13 protein-coding genes are annotated in these 14,846 nt (G+C 71.6%); 6 read left to right on the top strand and 7 right to left on the bottom strand.

What is annotated here, in order from left to right; translation table 11 throughout:
• Position 1 precedes the first annotated feature (1 nt).
• From AC07EG_RS12665 to AC07EG_RS12645, 5 genes are read right to left on the bottom strand one after another with little or no spacing between them, the layout of a single operon-like run.
• Complete coding sequence (locus AC07EG_RS12665; RefSeq protein WP_478253205.1) at positions 2–1,108, bottom strand: MFS transporter; 1,107 nt, start codon at positions 1,106–1,108, stop codon at positions 2–4.
• Between the two features lie 29 nt (positions 1,109–1,137).
• A complete protein-coding gene (locus AC07EG_RS12660) occupies positions 1,138–2,007 on the bottom strand; it encodes an ABC transporter ATP-binding protein (protein WP_478253516.1) in 870 nt (289 codons plus the stop codon).
• A 5-nt stretch (positions 2,008–2,012) separates the two neighbouring features.
• Entirely contained in the window at positions 2,013–2,843 is an 831-nt protein-coding gene (locus AC07EG_RS12655) for an ABC transporter permease (RefSeq protein ID WP_478253204.1), read from the bottom strand.
• Complete coding sequence (locus tag AC07EG_RS12650) at positions 2,840–3,610, bottom strand: ABC transporter permease (protein ID WP_478253203.1); 771 nt, start codon at positions 3,608–3,610, stop codon at positions 2,840–2,842. Before AC07EG_RS12650 ends, AC07EG_RS12655 begins: the two co-directional genes overlap by 4 nt.
• Positions 3,611–3,619: 9 nt before the next feature.
• Positions 3,620–4,597 (bottom strand): ABC transporter substrate-binding protein, encoded by a 978-nt coding sequence (locus AC07EG_RS12645; RefSeq protein ID WP_478253202.1) that lies wholly within the window; start codon positions 4,595–4,597, stop codon positions 3,620–3,622.
• A gap of 825 nt (positions 4,598–5,422) precedes the next feature.
• On the opposite strand from AC07EG_RS12645, the gene AC07EG_RS12640 reads away from it, so the two are divergent.
• From AC07EG_RS12640 to AC07EG_RS12615, 6 genes are all read left to right on the top strand, one after another.
• Entirely contained in the window at positions 5,423–8,401 is a 2,979-nt protein-coding gene (locus tag AC07EG_RS12640; protein ID WP_478253515.1) for a nitrate- and nitrite sensing domain-containing protein, read from the top strand.
• Complete coding sequence (locus AC07EG_RS12635; protein WP_478253201.1) at positions 8,398–8,865, top strand: roadblock/LC7 domain-containing protein; 468 nt, start codon at positions 8,398–8,400, stop codon at positions 8,863–8,865. The genes AC07EG_RS12640 and AC07EG_RS12635 overlap by 4 nt, the downstream gene beginning before the upstream one ends.
• Before the next feature lie 24 nt (positions 8,866–8,889).
• Entirely contained in the window at positions 8,890–9,474 is a 585-nt protein-coding gene (locus AC07EG_RS12630; protein WP_478253200.1) for a GTP-binding protein, read from the top strand.
• A gap of 9 nt (positions 9,475–9,483) precedes the next feature.
• Positions 9,484–10,653: an acyl-CoA dehydrogenase family protein gene (locus AC07EG_RS12625; RefSeq protein WP_478253199.1), complete on the top strand. Its 1,170-nt coding sequence runs from the start codon at positions 9,484–9,486 to the stop codon at positions 10,651–10,653.
• 538 nt (positions 10,654–11,191) lie between these two features.
• Positions 11,192–12,283 carry an MBL fold metallo-hydrolase gene (locus tag AC07EG_RS12620; protein WP_478253198.1) on the top strand — a complete coding sequence of 364 codons (1,092 nt, stop codon included), beginning with the start codon at positions 11,192–11,194 and terminating at the stop codon, positions 12,281–12,283.
• A gap of 53 nt (positions 12,284–12,336) precedes the next feature.
• Positions 12,337–13,026 carry an alpha/beta fold hydrolase gene (locus AC07EG_RS12615; protein ID WP_478253197.1) on the top strand — a complete coding sequence of 230 codons (690 nt, stop codon included), beginning with the start codon at positions 12,337–12,339 and terminating at the stop codon, positions 13,024–13,026.
• On the opposite strand, the gene AC07EG_RS12610 is transcribed toward AC07EG_RS12615, so the two are convergent.
• Both AC07EG_RS12610 and AC07EG_RS12605 read right to left on the bottom strand, forming a co-directional pair.
• The gene (locus AC07EG_RS12610; protein WP_478253196.1) at positions 12,995–13,789 is read right to left on the bottom strand and encodes a PIG-L family deacetylase; all 795 of its coding nucleotides are present in this window, start codon (positions 13,787–13,789) and stop codon (positions 12,995–12,997) included. The genes AC07EG_RS12615 and AC07EG_RS12610 overlap by 32 nt on opposite strands.
• Positions 13,790–13,831: 42 nt before the next feature.
• The gene (locus AC07EG_RS12605; RefSeq protein WP_478253195.1) at positions 13,832–14,755 is read right to left on the bottom strand and encodes an acyl-ACP desaturase; all 924 of its coding nucleotides are present in this window, start codon (positions 14,753–14,755) and stop codon (positions 13,832–13,834) included.
• Positions 14,756–14,846: the final 91 nt, after the last annotated feature.

Genomic DNA, 14,846 nt, shown 5'->3' with positions numbered 1-14,846 from the left:
GCTAACCCCTCACCCCGGCGGCGCGGCCGATGGGCCACAGGACCAGCGCGAACCCGGCCAGCACGCCGAACGCGCCGACCGGGGTCAGCCCGGCGAGCAGCGCGCCGACCAGCACCGCGCCCGCGCCCTGCCCGGCGTCGAAGGCGAGGTTCCAGACCACCCCGGCCGGCCCCGGCGGCACCCGGGCGAACATCACCACCAGCGCGTCGTTCTGCACCACGCCGAACCCGGCGCCGAAGACCGCCCCACCGGCGATCGCCGCGGTCAGCGCCCACGCGCCGCCGATCGGCCCGGTCACCGCGAACACCGCCAGGCCCAGCCCGGACACCGCGGTGGCCGCGCCGAGCATCCGCCCGGAGCCGGCCAGCCGGTGCGCGAACAGCCCCGCCGACCACCGGCCGAGCAGGGCGGCCCCGGTCACCACGAACAACGTCGCCGAGACCACCGCCGCGGGACCGTTCAGCACGAGCGCCACGAAGGTGGCCATCGCCCCGAAGCCGACCGCGCCGCCGAACATCACCAGCCCCGGCCGCCAGGTCCGCGCGGTGACCTGCGGCCAGCGCACCGGCGGACCGCTGTGACCGGGCAGCAACCGGGGCAGCAGCAGCACCGGCAGCACCCCCGCCGGCGGCAGCACCGCGGCCAGCCAGAACACCGGGGCGAACCCCCAGGTCCCGGCCGCCCAGGTGCCGGTGGCCAGCCCGAGCAGCTGCGGCAACCCGGTGGCCAGGCCGTACCAGCCGGACCCGCGCGCCGCCGACGACGGGGGCAGCAGCTCGCCGATGAGCGCGCTGCCGCAGACCGAGACCAGCCCGAAGCCGAGCCCCCGCACCAGGCAGACGCCGAGGATGCCCGGCCAGTCCGCGGTCAGCAACAGCAGCGGTGCCGGGACGCCGAGCAGCAGCCCGCCCACCGCGGTCACCAGCCGGTAGCCGAACCGGGCGGCCAGCGCCGGCACCGCGCACTGGGCGGCGACCGTGGCGCCCATGAACACCCCGGTCGCCGCGCCCGCGGCGAACTCACCCGATCCCCGGTGCACCACCCACAGCGGCACCACCGGGAGCAGCAGGGCGTACCCGGTGAACAGCAGCGTGGTGCTCAGCAGCACCAGGCGGAAATCGCGGTGGCGGAGCGGACTCAGAGAGTTTCCCGCGACCGCGTGTCCGCGAGCTGTTCGGCCGCGTCGGCCTCGGCCAGGTCCGCGGCCGCCAGTTCCTCGGCGGCGGGGGCGGAGCCGGGCTGACCGCCGTGCAGCAGCCGGGCCACCTCACCGCGCAGCGAGACGAACTCCTTCGACTCGCGCGTGGTGATCTGGTCGCGTTCGCCGGGCAGGCCCACTTCGAGGTCGGCGACGATGCGCGCGGGCGACTTCGACAGCACCAGCACGCGGTCGCTGAGGTAGACGCTCTCGTCGATGTCGTGGGTGACCAGCAGCACCGTGCTGCCGCGTTCGCGCTGCACCCGCCGCAGCAGGTCCTCCAGCTCGAACCGGGTCTGCGCGTCCACCGAGGCGAACGGCTCGTCCATCAGCAGCAGCGCCGGCTCCGAGGCCAGCGCCCTGGCGATGGACACGCGCTGCTGCATGCCGCCGGACAGCTGCGACGGGAACTTGCCGCCGACGTCGGGCAGGTTGACCGAGGCCAGCGCCTCGTCGGCCCGCCGGTGCCGCTCGGCCTTGCTCAGCCCGCGCCAGCGCAGCGGGAACTCCACGTTCGCGCGCACCGACAGCCACGGGAACAGCGAGCGGCTGTAGTCCTGGAACACCACGGCCAGGTCGTCCGGCACGCCGTCGATCAGGTCGCCGTGCAGCCGGACCTCGCCCGCCGACGGCTTGATCAGCCCGGCCACGCAGCGCAGCAGGGTGGACTTGCCGCAGCCGGACGGGCCGACGATGCAGGCCAGCTCCCCCGCCGAAACGGTGAAGCGCAGGTCGTCGACGACGGTGTGGGGCCGGTCCCCGCCCCCGTATCGGTGGGTGAGGCCGGAGACGTCGAGCATGGTGGGCACAGGACTCATCCTCCGATAGTGGCTTGCTGGGCCCGGGACGGCTGCCAGCGCAGCACCCGGCGTTCCACGGCGAGCAGGGCGGTGTTGAACCCGTAGCCGAGGATGCCGAGCAGGACGATCCACGCCCACATCCCGGCGAAGTCGAAGATCTGACGCGAGGAGTTCAGCGCGTAACCGATGCCGTCGAAGGCCCCGATCAGCTCCGAGACCACCATCAGGATCATCGAGATGGACAGGCTCAGCCGCAGCCCGGCGAAGATCTTCGGCGAGGCCGCGGGCAGCACCACCAGCAGCAGCCAGTAGCGCCGCGGGCTGCGGAACGACCGCGCGGTGTCCACCTTGACCGCGTCCACCGAGCGGACCCCGTCCACCGTGTTCAGCAGGATCGGGAACAGCGCGCCGAAGATGATGGTGGCCAGCTGCATGCCCGGCCCGATGCCGAAGAGCACCAGGAACACCGGGGCCAGCGTGGGCGGCGGGATGGACCGGCCGAAGGAGAACAGCGGACCGGCGTAGTCCATGCCGGTGCGGGTGCGGCCCAGCGCCACGCCGAGGCCGACGCCGAGCACCACGGCGATCAGCCAGCCGCCGAGCATGCGGCCGACGCTGGGCAGGATGTGGTCGAAGAAGTTCTCGCTGAACCACAGCTGCCCCGCCGAGGCGATGATCTCCGTGGGCGGCGGGAAGAAGCGGTCCTGGGCCAGCCTGGTGACCAGCTCCCAGAGCACCACCAGGCCGATGAACAGCAGCCAGTTGCGCAGGAAGCCGGACACCCCGGCCCTGGTCCGGCCGCGCAGGCCCGGCCGGGCCGGGCGCTCGGGCAGGGTCGCGGTCACCTGGCCACCTCCGTGCGGACCTCGCTCCAGGCGAACAGGCGGCGCCCGGTCCGCTCGAGGCCCTCGTTGATCAGGTACCCGATGATGCCCGCCACCACGGTGCCGGCCAGCACCAGGTCGCGGCGGCCACCGCCCTCGCTGGCTTCGAGCACGAAGTTGCCGATGCCGCGGCTGGCCCCGGCGACGAACTCGGTGCTGACGATGACGATCAGCGCGATCGCCGCGGACATCCGGATGCCGGTGAAGACGAACGGCGCCGCGTGCGGCAGCGCCACCGAGGTGAGCATGCGCGACTTCGAGGTGCCGAAGGAGCGCGCGGTCTCGGTGAGCACCGGGTCGATCTCCGCCATCGCGTAGACGGTGTTGAACAGGATCGGCCACACCGAGGCGTACACCGCGAGGCTGATCTTGGCCTCCGGGCCGCCGCCGACGATCAGGATCACCAGCGGGATCAGCGCCACCGGCGGGATCGGGCGGAGGAACTCCACGATCGCGCGGGTGGCCACCTGCAGCGGCGGGATGCTGCCGAGCAGCAGTCCGGCCGGGATCGCCACCACCACCGCGATGCCGAGCGCGATCAGCCAGGCGAGCATGGTCGCGATCACGTCGCGCAGGAAGGACACGTCGCCGAGCAGGCCGGCGAGACTGTACAGGACGACCGATGGCGGCGGGATGAACTCCCGCCGCACCAGTCCGGTCTGGACGGCTCCCTCCCAGAGCAGGAAGAAGCCGGCCAGACCGATCAGGTTCCGCAGCAGACGAGGCACGTGGACGGATCAGTCCTGCGGCTGCTTGGCGATCATGCTCGCCGCGTCGACCTTCTGCGTGATGATGCCGAACTCCAGCATCAGGTCGGGCACCCGCTGCAGCCGCGCCGGGTCCAGTTTGGACTCGAACTTGGTCAGCGAGGCCAGCGCCGCGGTGTCGGCGTCGATCTTGGCGAACTCGACCAGCAGCGGCTCGACGACCTTGCGGTCGGCCTCGGCCTCCTTGGTGGCCCTGGCCATCGCCCGCTGGAAGGCCTCCACGGTCTTCGGGTTCTCGTTGACGAACTTCGCGGTGGCGCCGTAGGCCGAGATCGGGAAGTCCTGCGTCGGGCCGGAGGAGGCGTCGACCACCGGCACGGTGCCCACGCTCTTGCTGGCCTGGGTGATGAACGGCTCGACCAGGAAGCCCGCGTCCACGTCCTTGCGGGCGATCGCGCCGGCGATCTCCGGGAACGGCAGGGTCACCCAGGTGACCTTGCTGAAGTCGACGTTGTTCGCCTTCATCACCGACTTGGTCAGGGTGTCGGAGACACCCTTCTCGCCGTTGATGGCGATCTTCTTGCCCGCCAGGTCCTGCACGTTCTTCACCGGCGACTCGGGCACGGTGAGGATCATCATCGTGTTCGGCTTGCCGGAGGAGGACTCGGCGACGAACTTGATGTCCGCGCTGCCGGTGGCGTTGGCCATCACGAACGGGATGTCACCGCCGTAGCTGATGTCGACGTCGCCGGCGATCAGCTTGGTCAGCCCGGCCTGCCCGCTGGGCGAGTTGACCGTCTCGACCTCCAGGCCCTCTTCCTTGAAGTAACCCTTCTTGTTCGCGAGGTGGAAGGGCGCGACGTCGATCAGCGGCATCACCGACACCTTGATCTTCGCCTTCTCCACCTGCGCGTTGCCCTCGGCGCTCTCGGTGCCCCCGTCGCCGCCGAGCAGCCCGCAGCCGCTGGTCGAGGCGAGCAGGACGAGGCTGCTGAACAGCACGCCCACGCGGGTGAGGCGGCGGTTCGGCCGCCGGAAACTGTTGCCAGTACGTAGCAAGGCCAACTCCTGGTGTGCAGAGTAGGTACGCCTGGGGTGCGACCAGGCGAATAACGCGAACCGCGGCCCGCCCCGAGACCGTGATGTGTTCGCACGGGACACTGTAAGAGATCACTCGATGTCGTCACAATCGGTGCCGGTATCACCACCTGCACGCGGGCTGGCTCACCTGACCAGGCGACGGATCTCCCGCATAGGGGATACTCAGACGAGTCGCCCGAATACGGCATGACATAGTTGTCCTCGCCGAGGACGCCCCCGGAAGGGTTACATCTTCGCAGCGTATTCGCTACCTTCTGCATCGCAGTGCAGCAGTGCCAGCCACTGTCGACCGGTGTCGGCCACTGCTGGTCACGCCGACCCCCGAATCACGTGAGGAGCGAGCGACCGGATGGCCGTGCGGACGGAAGTCCACCCGCAGCCTTTCCACGGGGCGCCGCGGAACGCGGGACCACGGGTGCCGCGGCCGGGAGACGCGGAAGACGCGAAAGACGCGAAAGACGCGAAAGACAATGTCCGTTCGAGCTGGACTCCGCGAAGCGAGCTGCTGGCTCAAGTACAAGGGATGTGCTCGTAGTGCGGGTCCAAGACCCTGGGGCCTCAGACGGCCGGGGAAACATCAGTGGCGGGTCGGTGCCGGGAGAGCGGGCCCCGCTGCCCGATCCGGTGGAACCGACCACGGCGGACGCCCTCGACACCACACCGGTGGAGCGCGGCAGGCCCAGCCGGTGGTCGCTGCGCAACTGGCGGCTGCGGAGCAAGCTGGCCGCGGTGATGATCGTGCCCACCGCCACCGCGCTCGCCCTCGGTGGCCTGCTGGCCGCCCAGGAACTGGGGCGCGCCAACGAGTACCAGCAGACGGTGGACCAGCTCGACCTGGCCGCGAAGAGCGCCACCGTGGTGCACGAGCTGCAGAACGAGCGCACGCTGGCGGTGGCGAAGATCGCCTCGGACCGCGCCCCGGACGAGGGCGCGCTGGACGCGCAGATCATCAAGACCGACCGCGCCATCAGCGACCTGCAGTCCTTCGCCGGCACGCTGGAGAGCGACGTGGTCGCCGAGGGCAGCCAGATGCGGCGCACGCTGGACCGGATCGGCGCGCTGGGCCCGCTGCGCGTCGCGGTGCGGAACACCGCCTACGCCGACCTGTCGGCGTTGTCGGCCTACACCTCGCTGATGGACCAGCTGATCCAGGGCGGCCGCGAGGTCAACACCGGGATCACCGACCGTGACCTGCTCCGCCGCGGCACCACCGCGCAGGCGCTGAGCGAGGCCAAGGAGTACGTCTCCCGCGAGAACGCCGCGCTGCAGATCGCCGGCCGCCGCGACGGCTTCCCGGCCGAGCTGCTCAGCCAGACCCGTGCCTACCAGGCCAGTGCCCGCGCGGCGCTGGACACCTTCCGGGCGAACGCCGACCCCGACCAGGTGCAGCTCTACAACGACAACGTCTCCGGCGCCGAGGTCGACGACCGCGAGCGCATCAAGGCCTCCGCCTTCGTCTTCGCCGACGCCCGCAGCAGGCCGGCCATCGACGTCAACGCGCTGACCAACGACGGCGCCTTCGTCGTCGACCGGATGAACAAGGTGGAGGGTCAGCTGCTCAGCGACCTCCGCGCCGCGGCGGACAACCTGGCCTCCGACGCGCTGGTCGCCTTCTGGCAGTTCGCCGGCATCGTGCTGCTGGCCCTGCTCTTCGCCATCGCGCTGATGCTGGTCATCGCCCGCTCGCTGCTGCACCCGCTGCGCACGCTGCGGACGAACGCGCTGGACGTGGCCTACGCGAAGCTGCCGACCACGGTCCAGGGCATCCTGGACAACCCGAACCCGCTGGAGGCGGCCAAGCGCGCGGTCGAGCCGGTGCCGGTGCTCACCCGCGAGGAGATCGGTGAAGTCGCCAGGTCGTTCGACGCGGTGCACGCCCAGGCGGTCAAGCTGGCGGCCGAGCAGGCGCTGCTCCGCGAGAACGTCAACGGCATGTTCGTCAACCTCTCGCGGCGCTCGCAGCGGCTGGTGGAGCGCCAGCTCGGCGTGATCGACCGGCTGGAGGCCGACGAGCAGGACCCGGACCACCTCGCCAGCCTGTTCGAGCTGGACCACCTCGCCACCCGGCTGCGCCGCAACGGTGAAAGCCTGCTGGTGCTCTCCGGCGCCGGGCTGACCAAGTCGGTGGCGCGCCCGGTGCCCGCGGTCGAGGTGATCGGTGCCGCGGTCTCGGAGATCGAGCAGTACGCCAGGGTCGAGGTCGGCCAGGTGCCCGAGGTCTCCGTGCAGGGCCGCGCCATCCAGGACCTGGTGCACCTGCTGGCCGAGCTGCTGGACAACGCGACCTACTTCTCCGAGCCGGAGACCAAGGTGACCATGCGCGCCGCGGTCACCCGCAAGCGCTCGCTGGCCATCCAGATCACCGACAAGGGTGTCGGGATGTCCGAAGAGGACATCGAGGAGGCGAACAAGCGGCTGGCCGACCCGCCCGCGTTCGACGTCTCGGTGACCAGGCGGATGGGCCTGTACGTGGTCGCGCGGCTGGCCAAGCGGCACGGCATCGAGGTCCGGCTGCGGGACAACGAGGAGATCGACAACGGCATCATCGCGCGGATCGTGGTGCCCGCCGAACTGCTGGTGGCCACGCCTTCGCAGACGCCGGGCGGTCCGCCGTCGCAGCCGCGGATCCCGGCCCAGTCGCCGGCGCCGACCTTCCCGTCGGCGATGCAGTCCTCGCTGCCGCCGATCACCCCGGCCCGCCAGCAGAAGGCGCCGGAACCGGCCACCGAGACCTGGACCCCGGCCCCGCCGCCCACCCCGGCGGAGACCTCGGCCGCGACGAACGGGCTCACCCCGCTGGCGCAGCCGATCTCGCTGGACGACCTGGTCGCCGGTTCGTCGAACGCGGCGTTCACCAGCAGCCCGACCGACGCGCCGCTGACCAGTCCGTACCCGGTGCCCCAGCAGCTGCCGGTGCGCCAGGTGCCCGCTCCGCCACCGCCACCCGCGCCGGAGCCCGCCGCGCAACAGGACTACGGTTTCCCGACCGAGGAACCGGACCAGCCGCGCACCGACCACAGCGACTACGAGGCGCTGGCCAAGCAGCCCGCCGAAGACGACCCGGACGCGCCGACCCGCCGCCTGCCGATCTACCAGTCGGTGATGTCGCGCTGGTTCAGCGAGGTCGAGGACGAGCTGGACCAGCAGGAGTCGCAGGCACCGGCCTCGACGGACCTGGCCGGGCCCGCCGGGAACGGCGACCGGGCCCGCCAGCCGGAGCCCGAGCGCACCCCGGAACCCGAGCCGCAGCCCGAGCCGGAGCCGGAAGCCCCCGCGGTGCCGGAGCAGCCGACCAGCACACCGGAGCCGGAGCTGACCGAGGGGCCGCCGCCCAAGCCGCGGCCCGTGGTGGCCTCGACCTGGCAGAGCGCCTCGGACCACGGCTGGCAGGCCGCGCAGGCGCTGCTGGAGACGCGGAACGAAGAGGTCACCGAGGCCGGGTTGCCGAAGCGGGTGCCGAACGCCTACCTGGTGCCCGGTTCGGTCCGGACCAGCGAGCCGGACGCCTTCCGCGACACCTCGGCCGGCCAGCCCGGCCCGAGCGCGATCTCCCGGTCGGCGGCCGCCGCCCGCAGCCGCATGGCCAGCTTCCAGCGTGGCTTCACCACCGGGCGGCACGCGCTCTCGGAGAACTCGGGGGAACCCGGCTCCTACCCGGGAGCGGGCAGCAACAGCAGAACAGAGCAAGGCAGCACTAGGGAGTGGCAGTGACAGGGGCGCAGCCGGAAGGCACCAGCCAGCCGAGCACGCTGGCGAACGGCGGATTCGCCTGGTTGATCACCGATTTCGTCCGCCGGGTACCGGGGGCCGCGCACGCCGTGGTGGTCTCGGCCGACGGGCTGATGCTGGCGCACTCCCGCGGCCTGCCCAAGGACAAGGCCGACCAGCTGGCCGCCGTGGCGTCTGGGCTGACCAGCCTGGCCCGCGGCGCGGCGAAGATCTTCGAGGGCGGCACGGTCGCGCAGACCGTGGTGGAGATGGCCGGGGGCTTCATGTTCCTGATGTCGGTCTCCGACGGGTCCTGCCTGGCCGTGCTGGGCTCGCCGGAGAGCGACATCGGGCTCGTGGTCTACGAGATGACCCTGCTGGTGGACCGCGTCGGCAAGCAGCTCACCCCGGCCCAGCGCGCCCAGTTGCGTGGCGCCGGCGGCCCCCAGCCGGTCGTTTCCCTGTAGAACCCGGAACGAGGAGAAACCGCGGTGAACGCACCACGCCCGTCCAGCGGGCCGACCTCATCGGCGAAGATCGTGGTCGCCGGTGGCTTCGGTTCGGGCAAGACCACCCTGGTCGGGGCGATCTCCGAGATCGACCCGCTGACCACCGAGGCGTCGATGACCGAGGCGGGCGCCGGGGTGGACGACATCTCGGCGACGCCGAACAAGACCACCACCACGGTGGCCATGGACTTCGGCCGGATCACCCTGGACTCGGACATCGTGCTGTACGTGTTCGGCACGCCGGGCCAGCACCGGTTCTGGTTCATGTGGGACGACCTGGCCCTCGGCGCCATCGGCGCGGTGGTGCTGATCGACACCCGCCGCCTCGCCGACGCCTTCCCGTCGATCGACTTCTTCGAGAACCGGAAGCTGCCGTACGTGGTCGCGATCAACTGCTTCGACCGCCTGCTGCACCACCAGATCGAAGACGTCCGGCACGCGCTGACCATCTCGCCGAACGTACCGATCATGGCCTGCGACGCGCGGGACCGGGAGTCGGCCAAGCAGGTGCTGATCTCGGTGGTCCAGCACGCCATCCAGCACGATTCGGCCCGCCGCGCGGGTTAGCATGACCGCATGAGCACCCCGGACCCGCACGACTTCCTCGATCTCGACGCCGAACTGAGCGGGGAGGAGCGCGACATCCGCGACGCCGTGCGCGGGTACGCGGCCGAGCAACTCGCCCCGAACGTCGCGGACTGGTACGAAACGGGCGCGCTCCCGGCGGCGGAGCTGGCCAAGGGCTTCGGGCAGCTGGGCCTGCTCGGCATGCACCTTCAGGGCTACGGCTGCGCCGGCACCAGCGCGATGGCCTACGGCATCGCCTGCCGTGAGCTGGAGGCCGTGGATTCGGGGTTGCGCAGCTTCGTCTCGGTGCAGGGTTCGCTGGCGATGTACGCCATCCACCGCTGGGGCTCGGCCGAGCAGAAGGCGGAGTGGCTGCCGCGCATGGCCACCGGTGAGGCGCTCGGCTGCTTCGGGCTGACCGAGCCGGACGCGGGCAGCGACCCGGCGAGCATGCGCACGCGCGCCGTGCGCGACGGTTCGGACTGGGTGCTGACCGGCACCAAGATGTGGATCACCAACGGCACCGTGGCCGAGGTCGCGGTCGTCTGGGCGCAGACCGACGACGGCGTCCGCGGTTTTGTGGTGCCGGCCTCCACCCCGGGTTTCACCGCGAACGAGGTCAAGCACAAGCTCTCGCTGCGTGCCTCGCTCACCGCCGAACTCGTGCTGGACGGCGTGCGCCTGCCCGATTCGGCGGCCTTCCCCGAGGTGCGCGGCCTGCGGGGCCCGCTGAGCTGCCTGAACGAGGCGCGGTACGGCATCCTGTTCGGCGTGGTCGGCGCCGCGCGGGCCTGCTACGAGTCGGCGCTGGAGTACACGCTCTCACGCACCCAGTTCGGCAAGCCGCTGGCCGGGTTCCAGCTGACCCAGCGCAAACTGGCCGACCTGCTGGTCGAGGTGAACCGGGCCGGCCTGATCGCGATGCGGATCGGCCGCCTCAAGGACGCCGGTTCGCTGCACCACCACCACGTGAGCTTCGGCAAGCTGGCGAACGTGCGCTCGGCGCTGGACGTGGCGCGCACCGCCCGCTCCATGCTCGGCGCGAACGGCATTTCCCTGGAATACCCCGTCATGCGGCACATGGCGAACCTGGAGACCGTGCTCACCTACGAAGGCACCGAGGAGATGCACGCCCTCACCCTCGGCCAGTCCGTCACCTCGCTGCCCGCCTTCCGCTGATCCCGGGTCCGATCCGCGCGCGGCGCGGGAAGCCGGAAACCGGGGGCGGCGGTTGGCTTGCCGGGACGGGGCTGCTGGGTGGCGAGGCCGCCCGAGTTCAGGTGGCGAGGCGCGGCGATCGGCCTGGTGAGGCGCCGGGATCCGAAGCGGTAGAGCCCCAGGATTCGAGGCGGCAAGGCACCCGAACCCGGAACGGCGAGCACCGGAGCCGGAGGCACCCGAACACCCGGCTCCGGGCGGCGAGGCACCGCGCTCAACCTGGCAAGACACCGAAGCCCGAAGCGGCAGGACGCCAAGTTCCGAGGCGGCAAGGCACCGGAGCCCGAGCCGTGGGAGCCGAAGCCGGAGTCACGGACGTGGTCGAGCCGAGTGGCGGGCTGCGGCCGAGCCTAGGGCCGCGAAAAACAGCCGAGCCGAGTGGCGGGCAACCACCGAGCCGGGGGCCGCGGAAGCGGTCGAACCGGGCGAAGGGAACGGGCTCCACTCCGGTGGGCGGCGTCGCGCTGCGGGGCGGGGGGAACCGACTCAAAATGGGGGTATGCGTACGAGAAACCTGGTCGCGGCCGCCGCGGGGATCGCTGGGCTGGGGCTGCTGGGGCTGGCCGGTCGCGGGGTGCCCGTGGCCGTCGGCGGGCGGCCTGATCCCGAGTTGCTCCGCCGCTCGCCGCAGTTCCGTGACGGCCGGTTCCGCAACGAGGCACCGCGCCGGGTGGTCGAGCAGGGCACCTACCGCAAGATCCTGCACGACATGGTGTTCGGCAACGAGCCGCGCCACCCCAGCGGCCCGGTGCCGGTGGTCGCCACCAGCACGCCCGCCCCGGCCGACGGGCTCCACCTGACCTGGTACGGCCACGCCTCCACGCTGGTCGAACTCGACGGCGCCCGCGTGCTGCTCGACCCCGTCTGGAGCGACCGCTGCTCCCCCTCCCCGCTGATCGGCCCCAAGCGCATGCACGCCCCGCCGATCGCGCTCGAGGACCTCCCCCGCCTCGACGCCGTGATCATCTCCCACGACCACTACGACCACCTCGACCTGCCCACGGTCCGCACCCTGGTCCGCCACCAGGACGCGCCGTTCGTGGTGCCGCTCGGCGTCGGCGCGCACCTGCGCCGCTGGCGCGTGCCCGAGGACCGGATCGTCGAACTGGACTGGCACGCCGAGTTCACCACCGGGCCGCTGCGCCTGGTCGCCACCCCGGCCCAGCACTTCTCCGGCCGCTGGCTGGCCAACGACGGCACGCTGTGGGCCTCCTGGTCGATCATCGGCCCGGAGCACCGCGTGTTCTACACCGGCGACACCGGCTACTTCCCCGGCTTCACGAAGATCGGCGAGCAGTACGGCCCGTTCGACGCCACCCTGGTGCAGATCGGCGCCTACGCCGCGGGCTGGCCGGACATCCACATGACGCCGGAGGAGGGCGTGGCCACCCACCTCGACGTGCGCGGCGGGCTGCTCATCCCGGTCCACTGGGCCACCTTCAACCTCGCCATGCACGCCTGGACCGAGCCCGCCGACCGGGTGTGGCGCGAGGCGAAGGCGAAGGACATCGGCCTGGCCGTGCCGCGGCCGGGTGAGCGGGTGGACGTGTCGGCGCCGCCGCCGGTCGACGGCTGGTGGCAGACGCTCTGAGCCGGTGGCGAAACCCGGTGCCGGGCCGGGTGCCGCCGTCCTCTGCTTGGGGCATGCGAGTCGTTCACGTGCACGGTTCCTGCGCCGGTGACGCCGGCTGGTGGTGGCAGCGCATGGCCGAGCCCCTGCGCGAACTGGGTTTCCGCACCGAGGCGGTGAGCCTGCCCAGCTGCCGCGGCACCGGCGCCACCCTGCACGACGACGCCGACGCGGTGCGCGCCGTGCTGGCCGCCGGCGGCGAACCGGCCATCCTCAGTGGACACTCCTACGGCGGCGTGGTCCGCACCGACGCCGCCGTCGGCTTCGAGTCCACTGTGGAGCGCCTGGTCCACCTCGCCGCGGTGGTGCCGGAAGAGGGGCAGTCGCTGGCGGCGGCGGTCCCGGAACCCTCACCGTGGCTGGACCACCACGACAACGGCACGGTCGCGGTGAAGCCCGGCCTGGACCTGACCGGCATCTTCCTGCAGGACTGCCCGCCCGACCTCGCCGCCGAAGCACCCGCCCACCTGACCCCGCAGTCGGTGGCCGCCTTCACCCAGGCACCGCGCGGCCTCGGCCGGCGCACGATCCCGTCCACCTACGTGGTGCTCACCGAGGACCGCGCCACCCCGCCCGCGCGGCAGCGCGAATGGGCACGCCACGCGAGCGAAGTGGTCGAGTTCGAGGCCGGGCACCACCCGTTCCTCTCCCGGCCCGCCGACCTCGCCCGGCTCACAACCCGGCGAGCAGGTCCTTCTCGGTGATCCCGGGACCCTGCCCGGCGCGGATGAACCACTCGGTGCCGAACTGCAGCCGGAAGACCTCCTCCGGCTGCGCCAGGAACCACGAGTCCTCGGCGATCTGGCTGGCGTGCGCCCGCATCGCCTGCCGCTTGTGCTCCAGGTAGGCCGTCACGTCCACCTTCGCGGTCAGCTCCGCCTCCGGCTTGCCGATGCCGCTGAGGTCGCCGAAGTCCGGCATTTCGCCGCCCTCGTTCTCGGCCTCGGCCGCCGACGCCTCGATCCAGCGGCGGATCTCGTCGCGGTTCTGCGTGGCCTGGTAGACGCGTTCCGTGCCGGCCAGTTCCGCGGCCCGCACGCCGACCCGGTGCACCTGGATGTGGTCGGGGTGGCCGTAGCCGCCGTTGTCGTCGTAGATGGTGAGGACGTCGGCCTGCTCCTCGCGCAGGATCGCGGCCAGCTTCTCGGCGGCTTCCTCGACCGACGCCGTCCAGAACGAGCCCTCGGCGTCGTTCTCCGGCTCGCCCATCATGCCGGAATCGGTGTAGCCCAGGAACTCCACCCGCTGCACGCCGAGAATACCCGCCGCCGCGTGGGTTTCGGCGATGCGCCGCTCACGCAGCGTCTCACCCTCGGTGAGGAAGCCCTCCTCGACTTCCCCGTGCTCGCCCTGGGTGGCGACCACGAGCACCACCCGGTGCCCTTCTTCATAAGCCTTGCGCATCACGCCGCCGACGGTGATGCACTCGTCGTCGGGATGGGCGTGGAAGGAAACCAGTGTCGCCATGCCGTCGAACCTACCCGAGCACACCGGCAGAACCGGGTGGTTTCAGCCCGGCTGACGCGCCTGCGCCTGCGCGCGGCGTTCGACGAACCGCGTGGCCTGCTCGTCCAGCCCGGTCAGGAACCCGTGCAGTTCCTCCCGTGCCCGCTCCCCGGTTTCCCGCAGTCCCTCCAGTTCGAACAACCGCCAGTGCCGCAGCAGCGGCCAGATCACCTCGTCGTGGTGGATGCGGAGGTCGTAGATGCCCGCCTTGGCGATCTGCGCGGCCTTGCGCACGAAACCGGGGATGACGCTGCCGGGCATCTGGAAGCCGATCACCTCGTCGGCGATCGCGCGCACCATCGCGTCCGGCGCCACCTCCAGCGCGGCGGTGACCAGGTTCCGGTAGAAGATCATGTGCAGGTTCTCGTCCATCGCGACCCTGGCCAGCAGCCTGTCCGCGACCGGGTCCCCGGTGTACCGGCCGGTGTTGCGGTGCGAGAGCCGGGTGGCCAGTTCCTGGAAGGACACGTAGGCGAACACGTGCAGCAGCGGCTTGTCCCCGCTGTCGAAACCGGCCTGCATGGTCGCCATCCGGGCGCGTTCCAGCTCCACCGGGTCGACCGCCCTGGTCACCAGGAGGTAGTCGCGGATGCAGATGCCGTGCCTGCCCTCCTCGGCGGTCCAGCGGTGCACCCAGGTGCCCCAGGCGCCCTCCCGGCCGAAGGCGCGTTCGATCTCCCGGTGGTAGCTGGGAAGGTTGTCCTCGGTGAGCAGGTTGACTTCGAGCGCGGTCCGGGCGATCGCCGAGACGCCGGACTGCCCCGGTTCCCAGGCTTCCCCGCCGAGATCGGCGAAGTCGCGGCCGCGGCTCCACGGCACGTACTCGTGCGGCAGCCATTCCTTGGCCACGCCGAGGTGCCGGTTGAGGTTCTCTTCGGCGACGTGCTCGAGGTCGAGCAGCAGGCGTGCGGTCTCCGAAATCGGCATGGGCCAGCCTTCCGGCGGAGGGATCCGAACCTACGCAACCGTAACCTACGGCACCGTAACCAGCAACCGCCGCGGTGGCGCAGGTCACTCC

This window comes from Amycolatopsis sp. NPDC045836, assembly GCF_056431745.1.
This window is presented reverse-complemented; position numbering and strand designations above follow the sequence as displayed.